The organism is Streptomyces taklimakanensis, assembly GCF_009709575.1.
GTDB classification, from domain to species: domain Bacteria; phylum Actinomycetota; class Actinomycetes; order Streptomycetales; family Streptomycetaceae; genus Streptomyces; species Streptomyces taklimakanensis.
Genome location: NZ_WIXO01000001.1, coordinates 1353996 through 1377872, shown reverse-complemented (window position 1 = coordinate 1377872; position 23877 = coordinate 1353996). Strand labels below are relative to the sequence as shown.

Below are 23877 nucleotides of genomic sequence, written 5' to 3'. Positions count from 1 at the left end.
CGTCAATGTGACGCATCCCCGCCGGGAGGTTCGGGGAAGTGACCGCGGGGCACCCGGTGTGCGAGCATGAAAGCCGCAAGGAGACGTGCCCGGCCTGGAATGAAACCGGGAAGCCGTCTGTTGAGCAGGCGGCAGAGCAGTCCGTACAACCCGGGAGAGAAGCAGATGTCCGTATCGGACGAGACCGCTGTGACGACTGACGGAATCATCCTGTCCGACGCCGCCGCGGCGAAGGTCAAGAGCCTGCTCGAACAGGAGGGCCGCGAGGACCTGGCCCTGCGCGTCGCCGTTCAGCCCGGCGGCTGCTCCGGCCTGCGGTACCAGCTCTTCTTCGACGAGCGCTCCCTCGACGGCGACGTCGTCAAGGAGTTCGACGGGGTCCGCGTCGTCACCGACCGGATGAGCGCCCCGTACCTCAACGGCGCCTCCATCGACTTCGTCGACACCATCGAGAAGCAGGGCTTCACCATCGACAACCCGAACGCCACGGGCTCCTGCGCCTGCGGCGACTCCTTCAGCTGAGCCGTCCGCCCGCCCGGCGGGCAGGGCGCGCACCGCGACACGCCGAAGGCGGCGACCCGGGACCGGGTCGCCGCCTTCGGCGTGTCCGGGGGCTTCGGCGAACCGCCAGGGAGGCGCCGTCCGGAGGAGTCCGGCCCCGCCCGCCGCCGCTCCGGTCCGGGGCGGGTGGGGGCCGGTCGTCGAAGTCGCCTCAGGGCCGCCCCTCGGGCAGCGGTTCGCCCTCCGCGTCCAGAACCCTCCGGTCGCCGACGGGCTCCTCCAGCCGCACCTCGGCGGTCGTCTTCTCGGCGATCGCGGCGCAGGCCCGGCCCGGCTCCTCGGGCTCCCCGGTTATCCGCACCGTCACCGACTCCGCGCTCTCCTCCGCGGTCGCCGTGTACTCCTCGCAGACCCCGCCCCAGAAGTGGACGGTGAGCGTACGGTCCCCCGCGTCGTACTCGTCCAGGTGTGTCGCGGTCGACACCGGATGCTCCCCCGCCGGGTCACCGGGATCGGCCGGGGAGGACGTGGGGTCGTCACCATCACCGTCACCGTTCGCGGGAGACGGCGCCAGGTACTCCTCCTCCACCGCCGGGTGGGCCACCGTGCGTTCCCGCCCGTCCGGCCCCGACACCTCGAACAACCAGGACGGCACCAGCAGGTCGCGTCCCTCCGAGCGGTACGCCGACAGTCCGAACTCCGCCCCCGTCACCTTCAGGACCGCGCGTTTCCCGCCCGGACCACAGGGCTCCGGGCTCCCGGCCCCGCCGGGGGCGTCGGGATCGCCGTCCGCGGGCGGCACGACACCCGGCCCGTCCGCGCCGGGCCTCCCCGTGCCGGGCCTCCCCGCGCACAGGACGTCCGGCCCGATCCGGCCACTGCGCTCGTTGAGCGCGGCCAGGGTCTCCTCGGCGCTCATCACCGGGTACTCGGCGTCCCCGCCCATCCGCACCGGCTCGGTCAGTCGTCCACCGCCGTCGGCCAACGCGCCCCCGTGGCCGACACCGATCTCGGTCGTCCGCCCGTGGACGGGCAGCCCGTCCCGCCGCGGATCGACACGGACGACCCGCAGTCCGTCCCGCTCCCGCCCGGCGTCCACCTCGGCGCCCTCCAGTCCGAGGGCCTCGACCACGGGCCGGGCGGCCTCCTTCGCCTCCTCGGGCGAGACGTCGCCGGCCTTCAGCGGGATCGGCGCGGTGAACGTCCAGGCGCCCGTGGCGGAATCCACCCGCAGCGTCCTGCCCTGCCCCTCGTCGGCGCCGCCGACCGTCCACGCGCCGTCCTCCTCGCGGACCTCGCCGGGCACCTCCAGCGCCTCGGCCAACGCGGCGACGCCCTCGCGGTCGACGTCGACGACCGAGCGGTAGGCCGGAGCCGACTCGGGCCCCTTCGGCAGCGGCCCGGTCGCCCTGTGGACGGGACCGCCGTCCGGGGCGGGCTCGCCGGGGGCGATCCCGCGCTCGACCGGGGTGGTCGCCGGTCCGCCGTAGCCGTCCAGGACCAGGGCGGCCGGCCTGCTCGCGGAGCCGTCCCGAGCCGCGTCCGCTCCCGCGCCGCCGGTGCCGTTCGCGGCCCAGTAGGCGCCGCCTCCGCCGGCCAGCAGGACGGCCAGGGCCACCGAGACGGCCGTCGGTCCGCGCCGCCGGGGGCGGGTGGGTTCCGGGGTGTGGTCGGCACTCACCGCATCGCTCCTTCGCTGGCGTGCGCCGCGCGTACCGCGTGTCCGGGTGGACTCGGGCGCACTCGCCTGTTCGTCGTGCGTGTTCTTCCAGCCGTGCGCCGATGTGACGTGGCCGGGACGCGGGAGGTTCCCCGGCCGCGTCCGACCCGGTGCCCTGGCGCGACGCCGGGGTGGAAGGGGCAGTAGCGTGGTGGCGTTTTCTCGCCCGTTCCCTCCCACCCTCTCCCAGGAGCAGCCCGCCGTGCGCATCGCCGTCACCGGATCCATCGCCACCGACCACCTGATGACCTTCCCCGGTCGTTTCGCCGACCAGCTCGTCGGCGACCGGCTCCACACGGTCTCGCTGTCGTTCCTGGTGGACACCCTCAACGTCCGGCGCGGTGGGGTCGGCGCGAACATCAGCTTCGGCATGGGGCAGCTCGGTGTGCGCCCGATCCTCGTCGGCGCGGCGGGCGCCGACTTCGGGGAGTACCGCGCCTGGCTGGAGCGGCACGGAGTGGACACCGACTCGGTGCGCATCTCCGAGGTGCTGCACACCGCCCGCTTCGTGTGCACCACCGACGCCGACCACAACCAGATCGGCTCCTTCTACACCGGTGCGATGAGCGAGGCCCGGCTGATCGAGCTCAAGGCCGTCGCCGACCGGGTGGGCGGCCTGGACCTGGTGCACATCGGCGCGGACGACCCCGAGGCGATGATGCGCCACACCGAGGAGTGCCGTACCCGCGGCATCCCCTTCGCCGCCGACTACTCCCAGCAGCTCGCGCGGATGGAGGGCGAGGAGATCCGCGGCCTGACCGAGGGCGCCGCCTACCTGTTCACCAACGAGTACGAGGCCGGCCTGGTGGAGTCCAAGACCGGCTGGAGCGCCGAGGAGATCCTGGCGAAGGTCGGCACCCGCGTCACGACGCTGGGCTCCAACGGCGTGCGCATCGAACGCGCCGGGCAGGAGACGATCACCGTGCCCTGCCCGCCGGAGGAGGAGAAGGTGGACCCCACCGGCGTCGGCGACGCCTTCCGCGCCGGTTTCCTCTCCGGTCTGGCCTGGGAGCTGGGTCTGGAGCGGGCCGCCCAGCTCGGCTGCATGCTCGCCACCCTGGTGATCGAGACGCTCGGCACCCAGGAGTACGAGCTGCGGCGCAGCCACTTCCTGGAGCGCTTCACCAAGACCTACGGCGAGGACGCGGCGGCCGAGGTCCGCGTCTCCCTGTCCTGAGTCCCGCGGCCGGGCGTCCGGGCCACGGTCACGCCAGCCGGCGCACCCGGTAGGCGTGACCGTCCGAGCCCAGGTACTCGTGACCGCGCATCCCGCACCAGGCGGGAACGTCCAGCCGGGCCGCCTCGTCGTCGGCGAGCAGCAGCACCGTGCCGCCCACCGGAACCCGGTCGATCACCTTCGCCAGTTCGATGACGGGGACCGGGCACCGCCGGCCCCTGGCGTCGACGGTGAGCGCCGGGGCGGGAAGGGGCTCCTCGGCGGCCGTCCCACCGGAAGCCCCCCGCGGCTCCTCCGCCCGGGGGCGGGTGAACCCCCTCCCGTCGGACCCCTCCTCGGTGGCCCTCCCCTCGGGGCCCCTCCGCGCGACGGCGGGCGCGCCGAGCCGGTCGCGCACCCCCCGCACCGCGTCCGGCAGCACCGCCAGGAAGGACTCCACGTCCGCCTCGGTCGTCCCCGGCGGCAGCGAGACGCGGACGTTGCCCTCCGAGAGCACCCCCATCGCCCGCAGGACGTGACTGGGCGTCAGGGTGTCGGAGGTGCACGAGGAGCCCGAGGAGACCGAGAAGCCCGCCCGGTCCAGCGCGTGGAGCAGCACCTCGCCGTCCACGTACAGGCAGGAGAACGTCACCACGTGCGGCAACCGCCGCACCGGGTCGCCCACCACCTCCACGTCCGGCACCAGTTCGGGCACCCGCGCCCGGATGTGGTCCACCAGGGCGCGCAGGCGCGCCGCCTCCGCGCCGGCCTCCGCGTGCACCGCCCGCAGCGAGGCCGCCGCCGCCACGATCGCCGGGAGGTCGGCGAACCCGGGGGACCGTCCCGACTCCCGCTCGTCCGCCGGGGGCGGCGGGGCGAACCGCGTTCCCTTGCGCACCACCAGCAGTCCGACCCCGCCCGGACCGCCCCACTTGTGCGCGCCGGCCGCCAGCAGCGACCAGCCGCCGCCCACCGGGCCCCACGGCAGCGACTGGGCGGCGTCCACCAGCAACGGCACCCCGGCCGCCGCGCACGACTCCGCGACCTCCGCCACCGGCTGCTCGGTTCCCACCTCGTGGTTGGCCGACTGGAGGCAGGCCAGCGCCGTGCCGCCGGTCTCGTCCTCCCGCAGCGCCGCGCCGAACTCCTCGGCCGACACCCGGCCCGTGCGGTCCACGGGCACCCTCACCACCGTCCCGCCGCCCGACTCGTGGGCCTCGGCCGCGTGCAGCACGGCGGAGTGCTCCACCGCGGAGACCACCAGACGCCGCCCGACCCGTCGCCGTCCGGTCAACGTCCCGGCGATCCCGGTGTGCAGCGCCCGGGTGCCCGAGGAGGTGAAGGACAGCTCGTCCGGCCGGCACCCCACCGCCTCGGCGGCCGCCTCGCGCGCGGCGTCCAACAGCAGCCGGGCCCGTCGGCCCTCCCGGTGCAGTCGGGTGGGGTCGGCCCAGCCCTCGTCGAGCGAGGCGAGCAGGGCCTGGCGGGCGACGGGGTGCAGGGGGAGGGAGGAGGCGGCGTCGAAGTAGGGCATACCGGCACGCTAACGCGCTTCGCGCGGCTCCGGGAGGAGAGCGCCCGACCATGGCCGGAGGCGCCCGTTCCACCCCATCGGAGGGAGGCGCGGCGCGTTGGGCACCCTCCCCGCGCGACCCGGAATGGCGTCCAGTAGGGTTTGGTCCGCATAAACATCCAAACCCCTGCCCGCGCCAGGGCCGCGCCCGACCACCAAGGCCGAGCCGGGCCGAGCGGGCGAGACTCTCGGGAAGGCGCTACGTGAGTCCCAACGGCTCCGACCGCTCGTCGCGGCGCCCGATGCGGCGGAAGCTGCCGCAGGCGCTTGCCGCGGGCCTGGTCCTGGCAACCGCCACCGGTTGCACATACGAGGACTTCCCCCGCCTCGGTATGCCCACCCCGGTCACGGAGGAGGCGCCGCGGATCCTCTCCCTGTGGCAGGGCTCGTGGGCGGCCGCGCTCGCGGTGGGCTTCCTGGTGTGGGGACTGATCCTGTGGTGTGTCATCGTCTACCGGCGCACCAGGACCAAGGTCGAGGTACCCCCGCAGACCCGGTACAACATGCCCATCGAGGCGCTGTACACGGTGGTCCCGCTCATCATCGTCTCGGTGCTCTTCTACTTCACCGCCCGGGACGAGTCGAAGCTCCTGGAACTCTCCGAGAAGCCCGACCACGTCATCAACGTCGTCGGCTACCAGTGGAGCTGGGGCTTCAACTACCTGGAGGACGTGGACGGTGACCCCGCCACGTCCAACAAGGACGCCGACGAGCTGGAAGGCATCCCCGCCTCCATGCTGGAGGCCGTCCCCGAGGGCGCCGAGGGCGTCCACGTGGCGGGCACGCCGGCCGACAGGAACCCGCAGACCGGCAACCCCGGCCCGACGCTGTGGCTGCCCAAGGGCGAGAAGGTCCGGTTCGTCCTGACCTCGCGTGACGTCATCCACTCCTTCTGGGTCGTGCCGTTCCTGTTCAAGCAGGACGTCATCCCCGGCCACACCAACCAGTTCGAGGTGACCCCCGAGAAGGAGGGCACCTTCCTGGGCAAGTGCGCCGAGCTGTGCGGTGTCGACCACGCCCGGATGCTGTTCAACGTCAAGGTCGTCTCCCCCGAGCGCTACCAGCAGCACCTGGAGGAACTGGCGGAGAAGGGCCAGACCGGCTACATCCCGGCGGGCGGAGCCCGCCAAGAACGAGAAGGCCAGTAACCCGTGAGCATCCTCAACGAATCCCAGGGTGCCGCCGCGACCGACCAGCCGGCGGCAACTCCCGCCCCACTGCGCCGGAACGAGCGCGGCAACCGAGTGGTCCAGTGGCTGACCACCACCGATCACAAGACGATCGGCACGCTCTACCTGGTCACCTCGTTCGCCTTCTTCTGCATCGGCGGTGTCCTGGCGCTCTTCATGCGCGCCGAGTTGGCCCGGCCGGGCCTGCAGGTCATGTCGAACGAGCAGTTCAACCAGGCGTTCACCATGCATGGCACGATCATGCTGCTGATGTTCGCCACCCCGCTGTTCGCCGGCTTCGCGAACTGGATCATGCCGCTGCAGATCGGCGCGCCCGACGTGGCGTTCCCGCGGCTGAACATGCTCGCCTACTGGCTGTACTCCTTCGGCTCGCTGATCGCGGTCGGCGGCTTCCTCACCCCGGGCGGCGCCGCCAGCTTCGGCTGGTTCGCCTACACGCCGCTCAGTGACGCCGTCCACAGCCCGGGCGTCGGCGGCGACATGTGGATCATGGGCCTGGCGCTCTCCGGCTTCGGCACCATCCTGGGCGCGGTCAACTTCATCACCACGATCATCTGCATGCGCGCCCCGGGCATGACGATGTTCCGCATGCCGATCTTCACCTGGAACGTGCTGCTGACCGGTGTGCTGGTGCTGCTGGCCTTCCCGGTGCTGGCCGCCGCGCTCTTCGCGCTGGAGGCCGACCGCAAGTTCGGCTCGCACATCTTCGACCCGTCCAACGGCGGCGCGCTGCTGTGGCAGCACCTGTTCTGGTTCTTCGGCCACCCCGAGGTCTACATCATCGCGCTGCCGTTCTTCGGCATCGTCTCCGAGATCGTCCCGGTCTTCAGCCGCAAGCCGATCTTCGGCTACGTCGGTCTGGTGGCCGCGACGATCGCGATCGCGGGTCTGTCGGTCACCGTCTGGGCGCACCACATGTACGTCACCGGCGGTGTGCTGCTGCCGTTCTTCTCCTTCATGACCTTCCTGATCGCGGTGCCCACCGGTGTGAAGTTCTTCAACTGGCTCGGCACCATGTGGAAGGGGTCGCTCTCCTTCGAGACGCCGATGCTCTGGACGATCGGCTTCCTGATCACCTTCCTCTTCGGTGGTCTGACCGGCGTCATCCTGGCCTCCCCGCCGCTGGACTTCCACGTCTCCGACTCGTACTTCGTGGTGGCGCACTTCCACTACGTCGTCTTCGGCACCGTGGTCTTCGCGATGTTCGCCGGCTTCCACTTCTGGTGGCCGAAGTTCACCGGCAAGATGCTCGACGAGCGGCTGGGCAAGATCACCTTCTGGACGCTGTTCGTCGGCTTCCACGGCACCTTCCTGGTCCAGCACTGGCTGGGTGCCGAGGGGATGCCGCGCCGGTACGCCGACTACCTGGCGGCCGACGGCTACACCGCGCTGAACACGTTCTCCACGATCTGCTCGTTCCTGCTCGGCATGTCGATGCTGCCGTTCTTCTACAACGTCTGGAAGACGGCGAAGTACGCGCCGAAGATCGAGGTCGACGACCCGTGGGGCTACGGCCGCTCGCTGGAGTGGGCCACCTCCTGCCCGCCGCCGCGGCACAACTTCGTCTCGCTGCCGCGGATCCGTTCCGAGGCCCCGGCGTTCGACCTGCACCACCCGGAGATCGCCGAAGTCGACCAGCTCGAGAACGCCCAGGGCCCCGAGGGCCCGGTCCTCTCCGGCGCCAAGGAGGGCGGCAAGTGAAGATCCAGGGACGCATGTTCATCTGGCTGTCGGTCTTCATCCTGGCCGTCGCCGTCGTCTACGGCGTGTGGGCCAAGGAGCCGGTCGGCACCACCGCCCTGTTCATGTCCTTCGGCCTGTCGATCATGGTCGGCTACTACCTGGTGTTCACGGCCCGCCGGGTGGACACCGGGGCCCAGGACAACAAGGACGCGGACGTCGCGGACGACGCCGGCGAGCTGGGCTTCTTCAGCCCGCACAGCTGGCAGCCGCTCGCCCTGGCGGCGGGTGCCGCGTTCGCCTTCCTGGGCGTGGCCGTCGGCTGGTGGCTGGTCTACATCTCCGCGCCGCTGCTGCTCGTCGGCCTCTTCGGCTGGGTCTTCGAGTACTACCACGGGGAGAGCCAGAACCAGTAGCACTACCCCACTACGCACGGGTCACCTCCGGAAACGCTCCGGAGGTGACCCGTTCGTACGTATCCGACTCGTCCGTTCCGCGCAGCGTTCCTACCGTGACAGCATGAGTCGTGGATCACACAGGAAGGCAATGACCTGCTTCCTGATACTCGTGCCGCTCGCGGTGGGACCCGCCGCCTGCGGCAGTGACGACAAGACCCAGGACGCGGCCCCTCACGACGCCACCGCGCACGTGGTGCTGAGCATCGACGAGGAGAGCCGCGCGGCCGACCCCGACAAGCCCCTGGAGATCACCGCCCGCGACGACCACCGCATCACGGACGTCCGCGCGGTCGACGCGGCGGGCCGCCGGCTGACCGGCGAGCTCTCCGCCGACGGCACCCGCTGGCGCAGCGCCACACCGCCGGCCGGAGCCACCCGCTACACCGTCGTCGTCGGCACCGAACGGGGCGACGGCACCCCCGGCCGACGCACGGCCGAGTTCACCACCCGCCCGGCCGGGGGGAAGAAGCTCACCGTCGACCTGGGGCCGGAGAACGGTACCTACGGCGTCGGCCGGCCCCTCACGGCCGAACTCGACCAGGCGATCAGGAGCAGGGAGCAGCGCGCGATCGTGGAACGCGCCCTGAAGGTGGAGTCCACTCCCGCGGTCGAGGGTTCCTGGCGGTGGATGGACGACCGGACGCTGCACTACCGTCCGCGCACCTACTGGCCGGCGCACGCCACCATCACGGTGCGCGGCGCCCTGAAGGGCCTGTGGATCCGGGACGGACTGCGCGGTGCGGCCGTGGAACCGGTGCGCATCCGCACCGGCGACCGGATCGAGGCCGTCGTCGACGTGGCGGAGACCCGGATGACGGTCCGGAAGAACGACAAGGTCCTGCGGACCATCCCCGTCACCACCGGGAAGCCCGGTTTCCGCACCCGCGAGGGCATCAAGGTCGTCCTCGGCAAGCAGGCCGCGGTGCGGATGACCGGCACCAGCATCGGCATCCCCGAGGGGAGCCCCGAGTCCTACGACCTGCCCGTCGAGTGGGCGACGCAGCTGACCGACAGCGGTGAGTTCGTGCACGCGGCGCCATGGTCGGCCGAGTACCACGGCCGGGAGAACGTCAGCCACGGCTGCACGGGCATGAGCACCGAGAACGCCCGCTGGTTCTTCGAGACCGTCCGTCCCGGCGACATCGTCCGGTACGTGGGCGGGGAGGGGGAGAGGATGCCGGTCTTCGGCAACGGCCTGGGCGACTGGAACCTCTCCTGGAAGGAGTGGCGCGAGGGCAGCGCCCTGCACGGGACCGGAGCCTGAGCGGGGCCGAGCGGCCCGCCCGGACCCCGTGGTGTCACTCGAAAGAGAACACGGAACGACGGACGGCCGCCGCGGACACCCTCCGGTGCCCGTGGCGGCCGTCCGTCCGTTCGCGTCCTCAGGCGGCCGTGCGCCGTGCGCCGCGCAGCAGCCCGGCCAGGGAGTCGGCCAGGAGCGCCGGGTCGATCGGGTGCGGAACCGCAGCCTCCGCGCGGCTCCAGGTGGCTAGCCAGGCGTCCTGCGGGCGACCGATCAACAGCAGGACGGGCGGGCAGGCGAAGATCTCGTCCTTGATCTGGCGGCACACCCCCATCCCGCCGGCGGGCACCGCCTCGCCGTCCAGCACGCAGACGTCGATCCCGCCCTCGTCCAGGGCGGCGAGCACCGCGGGGAGCGTGGCGCACTCGACGTACTCCACCGGCGGCACGTCGGCGGCCGGCCGGCGCCCGGCGGCCAGCCGCACCTGCTCGCGGGTGTTGGCGTCGTCGCTGTAGACCAGCACCGTGGCGGTCGGCTGCATGGTTCCTCCATGTCCTTGGAAGGCCCATGGGTCCACGAGGGCATGGGGCCATGGGTCCGGATGTGCCGTAACAAGCCGTCGTTGGCGGATGCTACTCCTCCCCGCCCTCCCCCGTCAGGGATCCGGCAAGCCCCTCGGATGGGCCATCTGAGCTGGACACGGGCCACTGACACACCGAACGGCACCCCCCGGGGTGAGGGCGGGATAAGCGACCGACATAATGTCGGCGTGGCGACAGCAACAGCAGTAGATACCGGGCACGCGCACCCGTCGGTCAACCGGCCGAACCTCACCAGCGTCGGAACCATCATCTGGCTGAGTTCCGAGCTGATGTTCTTCGCGGCCCTCTTCGCGATGTACTTCACCCTGCGGTCGGTGACGGGAGCCGAGTACTGGGGGGAACGGGCCGACATCCTGAACCTTCCGTTCGCGGCGACGAACACCACGATCCTGGTGCTCTCCTCCCTCACCTGCCAGCTGGGTGTCTTCGCCGCCGAGCGCGGTGACGTGAAGAGGCTCCGTCTGTGGTTCGTGGTCACCTTCGTCATGGGGGCGATCTTCATCGGCGGCCAGGTCTTCGAGTACACGGAGCTGGTCCACGAGGGGGTCTCGATTTCCTCCGGGCCCTACGGGTCGGCGTTCTACCTGACCACCGGCTTCCACGGCCTTCACGTGACGGGCGGTTTGATCGCGTTCCTGTTCGTCCTCGGCCGGACGTACATGGCACGGCGGTTCACGCACCACCAGGCCACCGCGGCCATCGTGGTGTCCTATTACTGGCACTTCGTCGATGTCGTCTGGATCGGCCTCTTCGCCACCATTTACCTGATCAAGTGATCCGGTAGTCCAGCCACAGCATCGACGCAGAAGATCCTGACACCGGGGTAATCCGTGAAAAAGCTCTCCGCACGACGGCGCCATCCGCTGGCGGCGCTCGTCGTCCTACTCTTCGCGCTGGCGGCAACCGGGGGGCTGTACGCCGCGTTCGCTCCAGCGGACGAGGCGAAGGCCGACACCTCGGCAGCGTCCTCGCAGTCCCTCGCCATCGAGGAGGGCGAGAAGCTCTTCGCCACCGGCTGCGCCAGTTGCCACGGCACCGGGGGCCAGGGCACCAGTGACGGTCCCTCGCTGGTGGGCGTCGGCGCCGCCGCCGTGGACTTCCAGGTGGGCACCGGCCGCATGCCGGCCCAGTCCCCGGGCGCCCAGGCGCCCAAGAAGCCGCAGGTGTACACCCAGGCACAGATCGACCAGCTCGCGGCCTACGTCGCCTCGCTCGGCCCCGGTCCCAGCATCCCGACCGAGGAGCAGTACGACCCGGCCGGCGCCGACGTCGCCGCCGGTGGCGAGCTGTTCCGCACCAACTGCGCGCAGTGCCACAACTTCACCGGCGAGGGCGGCGCGCTGACCCACGGCAAGTACGCCCCCGAACTCGACGGCGTCTCCGACAAGCACATCTACGAGGCCATGCTGACCGGCCCGCAGAACATGCCCGCCTTCCCCGACAGCATCATGCCGGAGAAGGAGAAGAAGGAGATCATCGCCTACGTCAACGAGGTCCAGGGCGAGAACGCCGAGTCCCCCGGCGGCTTCAAGCTGGGCGGCTTCGGCCCGGTCGCCGAGGGCATGTTCGCGTGGACGATCGTCCTCGCGCTTCTGATCGGCGTCGCCGTGTGGGTCGCGGCACGTACCGCCAAGGCCAGGAAGTCATGAGTAGCCACACCGGATCCCACGAAGACGTGCCAGACGAGAACCTGCCGGGCGAGCGTACGGCGCGCGGCGAGGCGGCGACCAGGGAGGAGAACCCCTTCGCCGACCCCGGCCTGCCGCCCCACGAGCCGCGCGTCCAGGACATCGACCAGCGGGCCGCGAAGCGCTCCGAGCGCACCGTCGCCCTGCTGTTCACCGTCTCGATGCTGGCCACCGTCGGCTTCATCGCCTCGTACGTGATCTTCCCGATCGACCAGTACGTCCACATCTGGCCGCTCGGCGAGATCAGCGCCCTGAACTTCTCGCTGGGTCTGACGCTGGGCATCGCCCTGTTCTGCATCGGCGCCGGCGCGGTCCACTGGGCCCGCACGCTGATGTCGGACCACGAGCTGATCGGCGAGCGCCACCCGGTCGAGGCGGACGAGGACACCAAGGAGAAGGTCCTCGCCGACTTCCACCAGGGCGCCAAGGAGTCGCAGATCGGCCGCCGCAAGCTGATCCGCAACACCATGTTCGGCGCGCTGGCCGTGGTGCCGCTCTCCGGCGTGGTGCTGCTGCGCGACCTCGGCCCCCTGCCCGAGGACAAGCTCCGCCACACCGCCTGGAGCAGGGGCAAGCTGCTGGTCAACCAGAACACCGGTGAGCCGCTGCGCCCCGAGGACGTCACCGTCGGCTCCCTGGTCATGGTCCAGCCCGAGGGGCTGGAGGAGGGCAGCCACGACTTCCAGAAGGAGATCGCCAAGGCCGCCGTCATGCTCGTCCGGCTGGAGCCCGAGGACATCAAGGACAAGCGGGAGCTGGACTGGTCCCACGAGGGCATCGTCGCCTTCTCCAGGATCTGCACCCACGTCGGCTGCCCCGTCACCCTGTACGAGCAGCAGACCCACCACGTGCTGTGTCCGTGCCACCAGTCGACGTTCGACCTGGCCGATGGAGCACGTGTGATCTTCGGCCCGGCCGGTCACCCCCTGCCGCAGCTGCGGATCGGTGTCAACGACGACGGCTTCCTCGAAGCGCAGGACGACTTCGCGGAGCCCGTCGGCCCGAGCTTCTGGGAGCGCGGATGAGTACTGCAGGCGACGCCCCGAAGCGCCGGGGCAAGGCGCCCGCCGGCGAGCGGGTCGCGGACTGGGCCGACGGACGGCTGGGGATCTACACCCTGGCCAAGGCCAACATGCGCAAGATCTTTCCGGACCACTGGTCCTTCATGCTCGGAGAGGTCTGCCTCTACAGCTTCATCATCATCATCCTGACCGGTGTCTACCTGACGCTGTTCTTCCACCCGAGCATGGCCGAGGTGGAGTACCACGGCGCCTACGTGCCGATGCAGGGTGTGCACATGTCGGAGGCGTACGCCTCGACGCTGGACATCAGCTTCGACGTCCGCGGCGGTCTGCTCATGCGGCAGATCCACCACTGGGCCGCGCTGGTGTTCCTGGTCGGCATGTTCGTGCACATGATGCGCGTCTTCTACACCGGCGCGTTCCGCAAGCCGCGCGAGATCAACTGGCTGTTCGGCTTCCTGCTGCTGGTGCTGGGCATGTTCACCGGCTTCACCGGCTACTCGCTCCCGGACGACCTGCTGTCGGGCACCGGCATCCGGTTCATGGAGGGCGCGATCCTCTCCGTGCCGGTGGTGGGCACCTACCTCGCCATGTTCCTGTTCGGCGGCGAGTTCCCGGGCACGGAGATCATCCCGCGGTTCTTCGTGGCGCACGTGCTGCTGCTGCCCGGCATCATGCTCGGCCTGGTGGTGGCGCACCTGATCCTGGTCTTCTACCACAAGCACACCCAGTTCGCCGGTCCCGGCCGGACGGAGAAGAACGTCGTCGGCATGCCGCTGCTGCCGGTCTACATGGCCAAGGCGGGAGGCTTCTTCTTCCTGGTCTTCGGCATCATCGCGGTGATCGCGGCGACGGTGACGATCAACCCGGTCTGGGTGCTGGGCCCGTACCGGCCGGACCAGGTGTCCACCAACGCGCAGCCCGACTGGTACATGGGCTTCTCCGAGGGCCTGATCCGCGCCATGCCGGGCTGGGAGATGGTGCTGCCGGGCGGCTACACCCTCAACCTGGGCGTGTTCATCCCGCTGATGATCTTCCCGCTGATCCTGGCGGCGATCGCCCTGTACCCGTTCATCGAGTCCTGGGTGACGGGCGACAAGCGCGAGCACCACATCCTGGACCGCCCGCGCAACGCCCCGACGCGCACCGCGTTCGGCACGGCCTGGCTCAGCCTGTACTTCGTGTGCCTGATCGGCGGTGGGAACGACCTGTGGGCCACCCACTTCCACCTGTCGATCAACGCCATCACCTGGTTCGTCCGGATCGGCTTCTTCGCGGTGCCGGTGATCGTCTTCATCGTCACCAAGCGGATCTGCCTGGGGCTGCAGCGGCGCGACCGCGAGAAGGTGCTCCACGGCCGTGAGAGCGGCATCATCAAGCGGCTGCCGCACGGTGAGTTCATCGAGGTGCACGAGCCGCTCTCCCAGGAGAAGCTCCACACGCTCACCGCGCACGAGCAGTACAAGCCGCTGGAGATCGGCCCGGAGACGGACGAGAACGGTGTGACCCGCAAGGTCGGTCCCATCCGGAAGCTCCGCGCCAAGCTCAGCCACGGCTACTACGGCGAGGGCAACCAGATCCCCAAGCCGACGACGGAGGAGTACAAGGAGCTCACCAGCGGCCACGGCCACCACTGACGGAACACCCGGAAGTCGCCACACGCGGGCCCCGGTCCTCTCTCGGGAGGGCCGGGGCCCCGGCGTCTTCCCGGGGGCGCGCGCCGCCCCGCCCGTCCGGAGTGCGGGCATCGGGCATGGCCCGGCCGGCGCTCCCGCTAGGCTGACCGCGGGCCGCCGCGGACATCCGGCCCCCGTATCGAACACGCCAGGAGTGATTCCCATGAGTGCTGCTACCCCTACCGGAGGCGACACCGTGGCGGCCCGCACCTGGCCGGACGTGCTGAGCGCGCTGCTGGCCGGTGAGGACCTGTCCGCCGACAGCACCGCGTGGGCGATGGACCGCATCATGCGCGGCGAGGCGACCGACGCCCAGATCGCCGGTTTCGCCGTGGCGCTGCGCGCCAAGGGGGAGACGGTCGACGAGGTCACGGGCCTGGTCCGCGCGATGTACGAGCACGCCAACGTCATCGAGGTGCCCGGCCCGTCGGTCGACATCGTCGGTACCGGCGGCGACCGGGCCAGAACGGTCAACATCTCGACGATGTCCTCGATCGTGGTGGCCGGCACGGGCGCCCGGGTCGTCAAGCACGGCAACCGCGCCGCCTCCAGCGCCAGCGGCTCCTCGGACGTCCTGGAGAAGCTGGGGATCAACCTGGACCTCACCCCCCGGCGGGTCGCCGAGGTCGCGGTCGAGGCCGGCATCAGCTTCTGTTTCGCGGTGCGCTTCCACCCCTCCCTGCGCCACGTGGCGGCCGCCCGGAAGGAACTGGGCGTCGCGACGACCTTCAACTTCCTCGGTCCCCTGACCAACCCGGCCCGGGTGGGCGCCCAGGCCACCGGAGTCGCCGACGCCCGGATGGCGCCGATCATGGCGGGCGTGCTCGCCGAACGCGGGACCTCCGCCCTGGTCTTCCGGGGCGACGACGGCCTGGACGAACTGACCGTGACGGGCACCTCGACGGTGTGGGTGGTCCGGAACGGCGAGGTGCGCCGGGAGGTCTTCGACCCGCGGGAGGTCGGCATCGACCCGGTGCCGCTGGAGGCGCTGCGCGGCGGGGACCCCGCCCACAACGCGGACGTGGCGCGCCGCGTGCTGGACGGCGAACGCGGCCCCGTGCGGGACGCCGTGCTGCTCAACTCCGCCGCCGCGCTGGTCGCCCTGGAGCCGGCCGCCGGCACCCCGCTGGCCGAGGGGATCGCGGCGGGGATGGAGCGGGCGGCGGAGTCGATCGACTCCGGCGCGGCCAGGGCGGCCCTGGAGCGCTGGGTGGCCGCCAGCAACGCCTGAACGCGCCGCTGTGGTCCCCCCGCGCCCCGCCGGCCCGCGCGGCCCGTGGCGGCTCGTGGAGCGCTCCGCCGGCCGTGCGCCGACGGAACGCGGGGCGGAGGGGGAAAGTCGACGGGCCCCGGTCACCACGGACGAGGTGACCGGGGCCCGGTCCGTGCCGGGGCCTAGGAGTCCAGGCCGATGGCGAAGGCGGCTTCCAGGTCGTGCTGGGAGTAGGTCCGGAAGGCTATGTGGGTCTCGGTGGACTCCACGCCGGGGACCTTGCTGATGCGGCCCGGGATGACCTCGGCGAGGTCGTCGTGCCGGGCCACCCGCACCATGGCGATCAGGTCGTGGGCACCGGTCACCGAATAGACCTCGCTGACCCCCTCCAGAGCGGCGATCTGCTCGGCGATCTCCGGGATGCGGTCGGTGCTGGTCTTGATGAGCACGATCGAGGTGATCACGGTCTTCCCTTCTTCGGGGGAGTCTCGCGGGGAAGTGCCGCGGCGGGGCCGCCGCGGGCGGCGTCACCCGGGGGACTTCGGTTCCCTTGGCCGCCGGATCCGGCCCGATCACTGTAGCCCGACGCGTCCCGGGGCCCGCGAGCACGGCCCGGTCCGGGACGAGCGGACCCCGCGTTCCGTCGCGGAGCCGGCGCGGGCGGCGTGGTGCGGTCCCCGGCCCGGGGAGAGGATGGACGCAACGGGGCCCACGGGACGGACGGTGCCGGTGGGCGCCGGCCGGTGTCGGCTCGGATACGGGCCGCACGCCGCGACACACCGCGCCGTCCCAGGCCGTAGGGTTGCGTGAATACCCCGGTCGTGCGACGGGCGGCGCGGCGGCGGACAGGCCGCACGAGGGCGTCCGGGACGTCGGGGGCGCTGGACACGACGAGGGTGACGAGGACAGCGGGAGCGACAGGACGACCACACGGGACGAGCAGGAACGCCCGGAAGGCCGCCGGTGCCCGAAGGCACCGGCGGCGCAGGGAAGACCGAGGAAAGGACGAGCACGATGCCGGTTCCCCGACCGAACGAAGGAACGCGTTGGCGCTGCACCATGTGCGGCAACCTCACCCGTTTCGACGTGACGCGCTCCAGCAAGGTGGTGGAGTACGTCCATCTGGACCTGGCCGGGGAGCCGAAGGTCGAGGAGCGCGAGGTGCTCAGTGAGACGATCGAGTCGGTGCGCTGCCGCTGGTGCAACGCGGTGGACCAGGTCGAGCTGGTGGACCGTCCCGGCGCGCAGGTGTGACGACGGGCGGGTGTGAACCGTGGTGGAACGGACGGGTGGTGAGCGCGAGCCCGCCGACGAGGCGTTGGAGCGCCCGCTGCCGGAGAAGGTGCGTCGCCGGGTGGTGGCGCTGACCGGGGACGCGCTCGGCGGGTTCAGCGTCGTCGAACTCCCCGCCCCGCTGCGGCAGTACGCCCGTTTCACCCCCCAGCGACGGGTTCGCTTCGCGGGCAACGCGATGGCCGCCGCGCTGGAGAGCGACCCGGTCTTCCGGCAGCGCGTCGCCGAACGGCTGCGCGAGGCGCTGCCGGAGCTGGCCGGCGCCGTGGAGGAAGGCACCTTCCCGGCCGCCGCCGATCCGGTGGACGTGGCCGCGGTCGCCTATGTGGTGCGCCCGGAGGGGTGGGCCAAGCTCGTCGCCGCGGCGGGGGAGGAGGCCCAGCGGGCGCAGGCCGAGCGGGCGGGGGAGGAGGCCCAGCGCGAGCTGGCCCGGCTCCGCGAGGAGCTGGCGAGGGCCAGGACCGCCGCGCGCACCGACACCGAGCAGCTCCGCGCCGAGCTGGAGACCGTCCGCAAGGAGAACGACTCCCTGCACCGCAGGCTGCGCAGCGCGCTCAGCGACGTCAAGCGCGGCGAGGCGGCGGCGCGCAAGGCGCGCGCGGAGCTGGAGGAGGCGCGGGCCACGGCCGCCGCGGAGAAGACGAAGGCCGAGAACGAGGCGCGACGCCTGCGGGCACGGCTGTCGGAGGCGGAGGCGGCCCTGGAGGCGAGCCGTCGGGCGGTGCGCGAGGGACGCAGCGTGGAGGACATGCGGCTGCGGCTGTTGCTGGACACGGTGCTGGACGCGGCCCAGGGGCTGCGGCGCGAACTCGCCCTGCCGCCCGCCACCCACCGTCCGGCGGAGACCGTGGAGGCGGTGGAGCCGGGGCGGATGACGCCCCGGGACATCGCGCGGCGCGCCCTGGCCGAGGACGACCCGGCGCTGCTCGACCAGTTGTTGGCGCTGCCCCAGTCGCACCTGGTGGTGGACGGCTACAACGTCACCAAGACCGGGTATCCGTCGCTGCCGCTGGAGAAGCAGAGGCTGCGACTGCTGGGCGGGCTGGCGGGGCTGGCGGCGCAGACCGGCACCGAGGTGACCTGTGTCTTCGACGGCGCGGACCTGGCGACGCCGGTGCTGCTGGCACCGCCGAGGGGGGTGCGGGTGCTGTTCAGCAAGCCCGGACAGACCGCCGACGAACTGATCCGCCGGCTGGTGCGCGCCGAACCCCCGGGGCGTCCGGTGGTCGTGGTCTCGGCGGACCGCGAAGTGGCCGACGGGGTGGCCGCGGCCGGTGCCCGCCCCGTGTCGTCCGTGCTGTTGCTGCGCCGGCTCGGCCGCACCTGAGGCCGGCGCCGGCCGGGTCTCCACCGTCCGCGGGGCGGGTGTGGGACGGCGCGGCGCGGGGTATGGTCCGGCAGGATCCGACGAGCCGTCAGAAGAGCGCGGAGCGGCCCGAAATGTCCGTCGAATGGGAACGCAGCGTCAGCGCCCGGTCGCCGGCAGTGGGCCGATGGTAAAGGATGTGGCCGTCGGGCGGGTTTTTTCCCATGATGATTTGAAGCGACCACGGCGCATGGCTAGTGTCTGGCCCGAACCTCCGCGCGGTTGATCACCCAACCGGGGTGGCAGCGGGGGTACCGCCGAATCCGCGGCGCTCATCGCGGAGCCGGGTGGCCAACCACCTCCGGCAGGCGGCTGAGGAAGAAGGAGCTCGCCCCAGTGGCGTCCCACCGTCGACCCAAGCAGCCGAACCGCACCCGGGTGACCGTGCTCACCGCGACCGCAGCAGCGGCGGTCGCGCTCACCTCCCAGGCGGCCCACGCCGATCCGAAGCCCACCAAGAAGGAAGTCAAGGCCAAGGTCGACAAACTCTACGAGGAGGCCGAGGCCGCCACCGAGAAGTACAACGGCGCCAAGGAGAAGCAGGAGAAGCTGGAGAAGCAGATCAGCAACCTGCAGGACAGCGTCGCGCGAGGCCAGGACGAACTCAACGACCTGCGCGACAGCCTCGGTTCGATGGCCACCGCCCAGTACCGCGGCGGCGGCATGGACCCGTCCCTGCAGCTGTTCCTCTCCGCCGATCCCGACAGCTACCTGGAGAAGGCCTCGGCACTCGACCAGCTCGGCAGCAAGCAGAGTTCGGCCCTGAAGAAGATCCAGACCAAGCAGCGGACCCTCGCGCAGCAGCGCGAGGAGGCCTCCGACAAGCTGAAGGACCTGGAGGACACCCGCAAGGAACTCGGCGACAAGAAGAAGAAGGTCCAGAGCAAGCTCGCCGAGGCGCGGCGGCTCCTGAACAGCCTCACCGCGCAGGAGCGGCGGGAGATGGCCGCCGAGGATGCGCGCGCCAGCCGCAACTCCGAGGCCCGCGTGGACCTCGGCAGCACGGCCTCCGCCAGCCAGCGGGCCTCGGCCGCCCTCGGCGCGGCCCAGTCGAAGATCGGCTCGCCCTACGTCTGGGGCGCCACCGGCCCCAACTCCTTCGACTGCTCGGGGCTGACCTCCTGGGCCTACGCCCAGGCCGGGGTCTCGCTGCCCCGCACCTCGCAGGCCCAGGCCAACGCCGGCACCAGGATCTACTCCCAGAGCCAGCTCGCCCCGGGCGATCTGGTCCTCTTCTACGGCGACCTGCACCACGTCGCCCTCTACGCCGGCAACGGGCAGATCCTGCACGCCCCCAGGACGGGCACCACCGTGCGCTACGAGTCCATCAACAACATGCCGTTCATGTTCGGCGTGCGCGTCTGAGCGGACCGGAGTCGCTCCGGCCCCCTCCGGCCTCTTCCGCGGCCTCCTTCGTCCGGGTGAATCCGGACGGAGGAGGCCGTTGTCGTCCCCCGGCCGCGGCCACCGCGTGACCTGGGCCGGAGGCGAGGAGCGAGGGGTTCCGGGGCCGGCGGGCCACGGGGTGACGGACCGTGAACCGAGCGTGGCGATTCGACTACTCTCGGCGGTCACCGTCCCGACGGGCGGCCGCGCACCCGTACGGCACACCGGCACACGCCGGCCCACCTTCCGCGCGGCGGCCCGCGAGCACCCCAGAGGAAGGGAGAGCGGCTCCACCGTGGTCTCGCACCGGTCCCCCCGACACGGCACCCCGCGGCGACGCGCCCCGCACCCCGGAGCGTTCGGACTGGGCGTCCGGGCCACCGCGTTCTCCGCCGCGGCCGGCGCCGTCGCGGTCCTGACGGCGGCACCGGCCGGCGCCGAGCCCGGCGCGGAGGAGTCCCCGGCCGCGCTGAACGCCCGGGTGGACCGGCTCTACACCGAGGCGGCCCAGGCCACCGAGGAGTACAACGCCACCGCCGAACGCGTGGAGGAGCTGCGCGGACAGGTCGAACGGGCCCAGAGCGCCGCCGCGCGCGACCAGGCCAGGGTCAACCGGATGCGGGACGACCTGGGAACCCTGGCGGCGGCCCAGTACCGGGGAGGGGAGGTGGCCCCCTCCCTCGCGCTGTTCCTCTCCGACGAGCCCGACGAGTACCTGGCCAGGGCCGCCGCCCTGGACCGGATCAGCAGTCGTCAGGCCGCCCGGCTCCGGGAGTACCGGCACGCGGTGCGGTCGCTGGAGGAACAGCGGGCCCGAGCCGGCGGGAAGCTCGCCGAACTCGGGCACCGACGCGAGGCGCTGCGCAGGCACCGCGCGGCCGTCCAACGCAAGCTCGGTGCCGCACAGCGGCTCCTCAACCGGCTCCCGTCCGAGGAGCGCGCCGCCCGCGAACGCGCCTCGCGCGGCACCGGACGTCCCGCGGCACCGGGGGCCGGCGGCCCGTCCTCGCGAGCCTCGGCGGCGGTGGCGGCCGTACGGCGGGCGGTCGGCTCCCCGTACGCCTGGGGCCAGGCCGGACCGCACGCGTTCGACTGCTCGGGGCTGACCTCCTGGGCCTACGCCCAGGCCGGGGTCTCCCTGCCCCGGACCTCACAGGGGCAGTCGCGGGCCGGGCGGCGCGTCCCGCGGGAGCAGGCGCTCCCGGGGGACCTGGTCGTCTACGGGCCGGACGCCGGGCACGTGGGGATGTACGTCGGCGGCGGACAGGTCGTGCACGCCCCACACCCGGGGGCCCGGGTCAGGTACGACCCGGTCGGGATGATGCCGGTGGCCGCCGTGGTCCGCCCCTGACTCCCGGCCCGGGGCCCCGTACGATCGGCGGTGTGAGACGGCGGTGGCGGGGCGCGGTGGCGGCGTGGACGGCCGGTCTGCTGGTGTTCTCCGGCGCCTGTACGGCCCCGGGGGAGGACGGCGCCGAACGCGCCGCGGCCCAGGCCGTGCTGGACCGTCAGGCCGACGCCGTCCGGGGCGGCGACGCCGGGGCCTACCTGGCGACCGTCGACCCCCGGGCGGAGGAGTACCGCGCCGACCAGCGCAGGGTGTTCCGCAACCTCGCCCGGCTCCGTTTCGACCACTGGTCCTACCGGGTCACCGCCGTCGGGGGCGACGCCTTCCCGCTCCCGGACGCGGACGGCGGGGGCGGGACGCGCGGCGCGCCGCGCCGGCTCGCGGTGCGGGCCGAACTCCGTTACCGCGTCGAGGGGTACGACCCGGTGCCGGTGCGGGACGTGGAGCACCTGACGCTCACCCGGCGGGCGGGGCGCTGGTACGTCTCCGGGGACGACGGCGGGGAGCCCCGAGGGCAGCGGAGCACCGAACAGCCCTGGGAGCAGGGCGAACTGACCGTCGTGCGCGGCGAGCGGAGCCTGGTGCTGGGCTCGGGGCGCCCCGAGGCGGATCTGCGGGCCCTCGCGGAGGACGCCGATCGGGCGGTGCCCGCGGTCGAGGCCGTCTGGCCGGAGGACTGGCCGCGCAGGGTCCTCGTGCTGGCCCCCGCCTCGGTGGAGCGGCTGGCCGGGTTGCTGGGCGGCGAACCCTCCTCCTACCAGGGCATCGCGGCCGTCACCACCGGCGAGGCGGGCGGCGGCGGGCGGACGCCCGCGGAGCGGGTCGTGGTCAACCCCGAGACGTACTGGCTCCTGGGCGAGGACGGCCGACGGATCGTCATGACCCACGAGGTGACCCATGTGGCGACCCGCGCGCACACCACCGGCTCCACCCCGATGTGGCTCTCCGAGGGCTTCGCCGACTGGGTCGGCTACCGGGGCACCGGACGGCGACCCACCCGGGTCGCTCCCGAACTGACCGCCGCCGTGCGCGGGGGCGAGACGCCCCGCCGGCTGCCGACGGACGAGGACTTCGACTTCGCCGGGGACGCCGAACGGCTCGCCCTGGCCTACGAGGGCGGCTGGCTGCTGTGCCGGATGGTGGCGGGGCGCTGGGGCGAGGAGAAGCTGGTGGAGCTCTACCTGGCGACCGGCCGCGCCGGGGAGGGAACGGTGGACTTTGCGGTCCGCGAGGTGCTCGGCCTCGACGTCACCGAGCTGACCGAGCGGTGGCGCGCCTACCTCGGGCGGGAACTGGGCCGGGCCGCGGGGGAGTAGCGGCCGCCCCCCCCTTGTCGGGACGCGGCTCCGCTTCGGCGTCTCCCGGTGCGTCTCCGGTGCCCGGTGCCCGGTGTCTCCCGGTGTTCTCCGGCGCCCTCAGCGGGCCAGGAGCCGTCCGGAGGCGGTCGCCCCGGCGTCCGCCTCCGGCCCGTCCCCACCGTCGGACCCGGTGGCGCCGGGCTCCTCGCCGTCGCGCCCGTCCTCCGCGCGGCGCGACGGCTCGGTCACCGTCGTTCGCCACAGCCGGGCGCAGGCCAGTGCGGCGGCGGCCAGCAGCAACCCGTTGCGCACCACCAGCAGGGTGATCCCCAACGCGTCGCTCGCCACCACGCTCCCGAAGTGCAGGGGGAACTCCAGCAGTGTCACCCCCGTCGCCACGACCACCAGCACCGCGGGCAACCCCTGCCGGCCGGTGCGCAGTGCCACGCACACCGCCGCCAGCCCCACCAGCCAGACCATGTACTGCGGACTGATCACCCGACTGGTGACGGTGAACAGCAGCACGGCGGCGAACGCGGCGTCCGCCGCCGTGCTCGCCGTCCACCGCACGGCCCGCAGCCGCCACCGCAGCAGCCACCCGAAGGCCGCGACCGAACACACCAGAGCCGCGGCGCTGACCGTCTCCACGTGGGGCCCCAGGAACTCCACCGAGCCGTAGTTGAGCAGCACCCGGCCCTCCCAACCGAAGTGGCGCGCCACGTGGAAGACCAGGGCCCCCACCGACTCCACCTCGGTGCCCCGGTCGCGCTGGTGGGTGAGGAACTCCAGCGCGCCGGGCATGGCGGCGGCGAACGCGGCGGTCAGCGCCACGGCCGTGACCAGCGCGGTGCCCCACACCACCCGGGTGACGCGCCCGCGCGGGGTACCCGCCAGCAGCAGCGCGGGCCACACCTTCAACAGCGCGCCGAGGGCCACCAGGGCCCCGGCCACGCGCGGCCGGCGGGCCAGGACCGTCAGCGCGGCGACCGCGACGGCGGTGACCATCAGGTCGTAGCGGGCGTAGACGGTCGGCCCCAGCAGCGGCACCCCGGCCACCCACACCCACGCCCCCGCGTACCGCCGCCGAGCGACCCCGGGCGCCCGGCGGGAGGCGTGCAGCAGCAGGGCGAAGGCGACCGCGTCGGCCGCGCAGGCCAGCACGTAGAAGGCCGCCGGGTACTCCAGGAACGGCAGCAGGGCGGGGGAGAGGATCGCCAGCGCGGCGGCGGGCGGGTACTGCCAGGTGACGTCGCCCTGGGGGAAGGCGCCCGTGCGCAGCACCTCGTACCAGCCCTGGTAGATCACCGAGACGTCGCTGGTGACGTCCGGCCCCGGCACGGTGATCACCTTGAACACGCACAGGAGCAGTACGGTCCGGGTGGCGGCCCAGGCCGCGACGGGAAGGCGCATGCACCGACCGTACCGGGTGCGGTCGGCGGTTCCGTCTCCGCCGCCGCACCCGGC

At 72.4% G+C, this 23877-nt stretch carries 21 protein-coding genes; 16 read left to right on the top strand and 5 right to left on the bottom strand.

Annotation, left to right across the window (positions count from 1 at the left end; all coding sequences use genetic code 11):
• The first annotated feature begins 165 nt into the window (after positions 1–165).
• On the top strand, positions 166–522 hold the full coding sequence (gene erpA / locus F0L17_RS06100; protein WP_155070263.1) for an iron-sulfur cluster insertion protein ErpA: 357 nt from the start codon (positions 166–168) through the stop codon (positions 520–522).
• A 190-nt stretch (positions 523–712) separates the two neighbouring features.
• On the opposite strand, the gene F0L17_RS06095 is transcribed toward erpA, so the two are convergent.
• Complete coding sequence (locus F0L17_RS06095) at positions 713–2182, bottom strand: hypothetical protein (protein ID WP_162465874.1); 1470 nt, start codon at positions 2180–2182, stop codon at positions 713–715.
• Positions 2183–2423: 241 nt separating this feature from the next.
• Between F0L17_RS06095 and F0L17_RS06090 the strand changes: the two genes are divergently transcribed.
• Positions 2424–3398 (top strand): PfkB family carbohydrate kinase, encoded by a 975-nt coding sequence (locus F0L17_RS06090; RefSeq protein ID WP_162466749.1) that lies wholly within the window; start codon positions 2424–2426, stop codon positions 3396–3398.
• 28 nt (positions 3399–3426) lie between these two features.
• Here the strand turns inward: F0L17_RS06090 and F0L17_RS06085 are convergent, their stop codons facing one another.
• The gene (locus tag F0L17_RS06085) at positions 3427–4911 is read right to left on the bottom strand and encodes a cysteine desulfurase/sulfurtransferase TusA family protein (RefSeq protein ID WP_155070262.1); all 1485 of its coding nucleotides are present in this window, start codon (positions 4909–4911) and stop codon (positions 3427–3429) included.
• A 242-nt stretch (positions 4912–5153) separates the two neighbouring features.
• On the opposite strand from F0L17_RS06085, the gene ctaC reads away from it, so the two are divergent.
• The 4 genes from ctaC (at position 5154) to F0L17_RS06065 (ending at position 9542) form a co-directional block, all read left to right on the top strand.
• Positions 5154–6098, top strand: coding sequence for an aa3-type cytochrome oxidase subunit II (gene ctaC, locus F0L17_RS06080; protein ID WP_162465873.1), 945 nt, complete (start codon positions 5154–5156; stop codon positions 6096–6098).
• 3 nt (positions 6099–6101) lie between these two features.
• Positions 6102–7841 carry an aa3-type cytochrome oxidase subunit I gene (ctaD, locus tag F0L17_RS06075; protein ID WP_162465872.1) on the top strand — a complete coding sequence of 580 codons (1740 nt, stop codon included), beginning with the start codon at positions 6102–6104 and terminating at the stop codon, positions 7839–7841.
• Positions 7838–8236 carry an aa3-type cytochrome oxidase subunit IV gene (locus tag F0L17_RS06070; RefSeq protein WP_162465871.1) on the top strand — a complete coding sequence of 133 codons (399 nt, stop codon included), beginning with the start codon at positions 7838–7840 and terminating at the stop codon, positions 8234–8236. Before ctaD ends, F0L17_RS06070 begins: the two co-directional genes overlap by 4 nt.
• A 130-nt stretch (positions 8237–8366) precedes the next feature.
• Positions 8367–9542: a L,D-transpeptidase gene (locus tag F0L17_RS06065; protein ID WP_155073229.1), complete on the top strand. Its 1176-nt coding sequence runs from the start codon at positions 8367–8369 to the stop codon at positions 9540–9542.
• Positions 9543–9660: 118 nt separating this feature from the next.
• Here the strand turns inward: F0L17_RS06065 and F0L17_RS06060 are convergent, their stop codons facing one another.
• Complete coding sequence (locus F0L17_RS06060; protein WP_155070261.1) at positions 9661–10062, bottom strand: DNA-binding transcriptional response regulator; 402 nt, start codon at positions 10060–10062, stop codon at positions 9661–9663.
• 228 nt (positions 10063–10290) lie between these two features.
• On the opposite strand from F0L17_RS06060, the gene ctaE reads away from it, so the two are divergent.
• From ctaE to trpD, 5 genes are all read left to right on the top strand, one after another.
• Complete coding sequence (ctaE, locus tag F0L17_RS06055) at positions 10291–10899, top strand: aa3-type cytochrome oxidase subunit III (RefSeq protein WP_162465870.1); 609 nt, start codon at positions 10291–10293, stop codon at positions 10897–10899.
• 54 nt (positions 10900–10953) lie between these two features.
• Positions 10954–11772, top strand: coding sequence for a cytochrome bc1 complex diheme cytochrome c subunit (gene qcrC / locus F0L17_RS06050; RefSeq protein ID WP_162465869.1), 819 nt, complete (start codon positions 10954–10956; stop codon positions 11770–11772).
• Positions 11769–12836: a cytochrome bc1 complex Rieske iron-sulfur subunit gene (qcrA, locus tag F0L17_RS06045; protein WP_155070260.1), complete on the top strand. Its 1068-nt coding sequence runs from the start codon at positions 11769–11771 to the stop codon at positions 12834–12836. Before qcrC ends, qcrA begins: the two co-directional genes overlap by 4 nt.
• Entirely contained in the window at positions 12833–14470 is a 1638-nt protein-coding gene (gene qcrB, locus F0L17_RS06040; RefSeq protein WP_155070259.1) for a cytochrome bc1 complex cytochrome b subunit, read from the top strand. Before qcrA ends, qcrB begins: the two co-directional genes overlap by 4 nt.
• A 202-nt stretch (positions 14471–14672) precedes the next feature.
• Complete coding sequence (gene trpD / locus F0L17_RS06035; protein ID WP_155070258.1) at positions 14673–15740, top strand: anthranilate phosphoribosyltransferase; 1068 nt, start codon at positions 14673–14675, stop codon at positions 15738–15740.
• A gap of 164 nt (positions 15741–15904) precedes the next feature.
• Here trpD and F0L17_RS06030 read toward each other — a convergent pair whose 3' ends face one another.
• On the bottom strand, positions 15905–16186 hold the full coding sequence (locus F0L17_RS06030; RefSeq protein WP_162465868.1) for an Lrp/AsnC ligand binding domain-containing protein: 282 nt from the start codon (positions 16184–16186) through the stop codon (positions 15905–15907).
• 550 nt (positions 16187–16736) lie between these two features.
• On the opposite strand from F0L17_RS06030, the gene F0L17_RS06025 reads away from it, so the two are divergent.
• The 5 genes from F0L17_RS06025 to F0L17_RS06005 all read left to right on the top strand — a co-directional run bounded on the left by F0L17_RS06025 (position 16737) and on the right by F0L17_RS06005 (position 22431).
• Positions 16737–16976, top strand: a complete 240-nt coding sequence (locus tag F0L17_RS06025; protein ID WP_155070257.1) for a hypothetical protein — start codon at positions 16737–16739, stop codon at positions 16974–16976.
• Positions 16977–16995: 19 nt separating this feature from the next.
• The gene (locus F0L17_RS06020) at positions 16996–18342 is read left to right on the top strand and encodes an NYN domain-containing protein (protein WP_162465867.1); all 1347 of its coding nucleotides are present in this window, start codon (positions 16996–16998) and stop codon (positions 18340–18342) included.
• A 375-nt stretch (positions 18343–18717) separates the two neighbouring features.
• Positions 18718–19746, top strand: a complete 1029-nt coding sequence (locus tag F0L17_RS06015; protein WP_162465866.1) for an NlpC/P60 family protein — start codon at positions 18718–18720, stop codon at positions 19744–19746.
• Positions 19747–20062: 316 nt separating this feature from the next.
• Complete coding sequence (locus F0L17_RS06010; RefSeq protein WP_162466748.1) at positions 20063–21118, top strand: C40 family peptidase; 1056 nt, start codon at positions 20063–20065, stop codon at positions 21116–21118.
• A gap of 32 nt (positions 21119–21150) precedes the next feature.
• Positions 21151–22431, top strand: coding sequence for a hypothetical protein (locus F0L17_RS06005; RefSeq protein WP_338017972.1), 1281 nt, complete (start codon positions 21151–21153; stop codon positions 22429–22431).
• Positions 22432–22530: 99 nt separating this feature from the next.
• Here F0L17_RS06005 and F0L17_RS06000 read toward each other — a convergent pair whose 3' ends face one another.
• On the bottom strand, positions 22531–23823 hold the full coding sequence (locus F0L17_RS06000; RefSeq protein ID WP_155070255.1) for a glycosyltransferase family 87 protein: 1293 nt from the start codon (positions 23821–23823) through the stop codon (positions 22531–22533).
• Positions 23824–23877: the final 54 nt, after the last annotated feature.

Excerpts from the sequence above, each read along its gene's own strand:
- erpA (WP_155070263.1), top strand. The coding sequence starts at position 166 with ATGTCCGTATCGGACGAGACCGCTGTGACGACTGACGGAATCATCCTG.
- F0L17_RS06085 (WP_155070262.1), bottom strand. The coding sequence starts at position 4,911 with ATGCCCTACTTCGACGCCGCCTCCTCCCTCCCCCTGCACCCCGTCGCC.
- F0L17_RS06065 (WP_155073229.1), top strand. The coding sequence starts at position 8,367 with ATGACCTGCTTCCTGATACTCGTGCCGCTCGCGGTGGGACCCGCCGCC.
- F0L17_RS06060 (WP_155070261.1), bottom strand. The coding sequence starts at position 10,062 with ATGCAGCCGACCGCCACGGTGCTGGTCTACAGCGACGACGCCAACACC.
- qcrA (WP_155070260.1), top strand. The coding sequence starts at position 11,769 with ATGAGTAGCCACACCGGATCCCACGAAGACGTGCCAGACGAGAACCTG.
- qcrB (WP_155070259.1), top strand. The coding sequence starts at position 12,833 with ATGAGTACTGCAGGCGACGCCCCGAAGCGCCGGGGCAAGGCGCCCGCC.
- trpD (WP_155070258.1), top strand. The coding sequence starts at position 14,673 with ATGAGTGCTGCTACCCCTACCGGAGGCGACACCGTGGCGGCCCGCACC.
- F0L17_RS06025 (WP_155070257.1), top strand. The coding sequence starts at position 16,737 with ATGCCGGTTCCCCGACCGAACGAAGGAACGCGTTGGCGCTGCACCATG.
- F0L17_RS06000 (WP_155070255.1), bottom strand. The coding sequence starts at position 23,823 with ATGCGCCTTCCCGTCGCGGCCTGGGCCGCCACCCGGACCGTACTGCTC.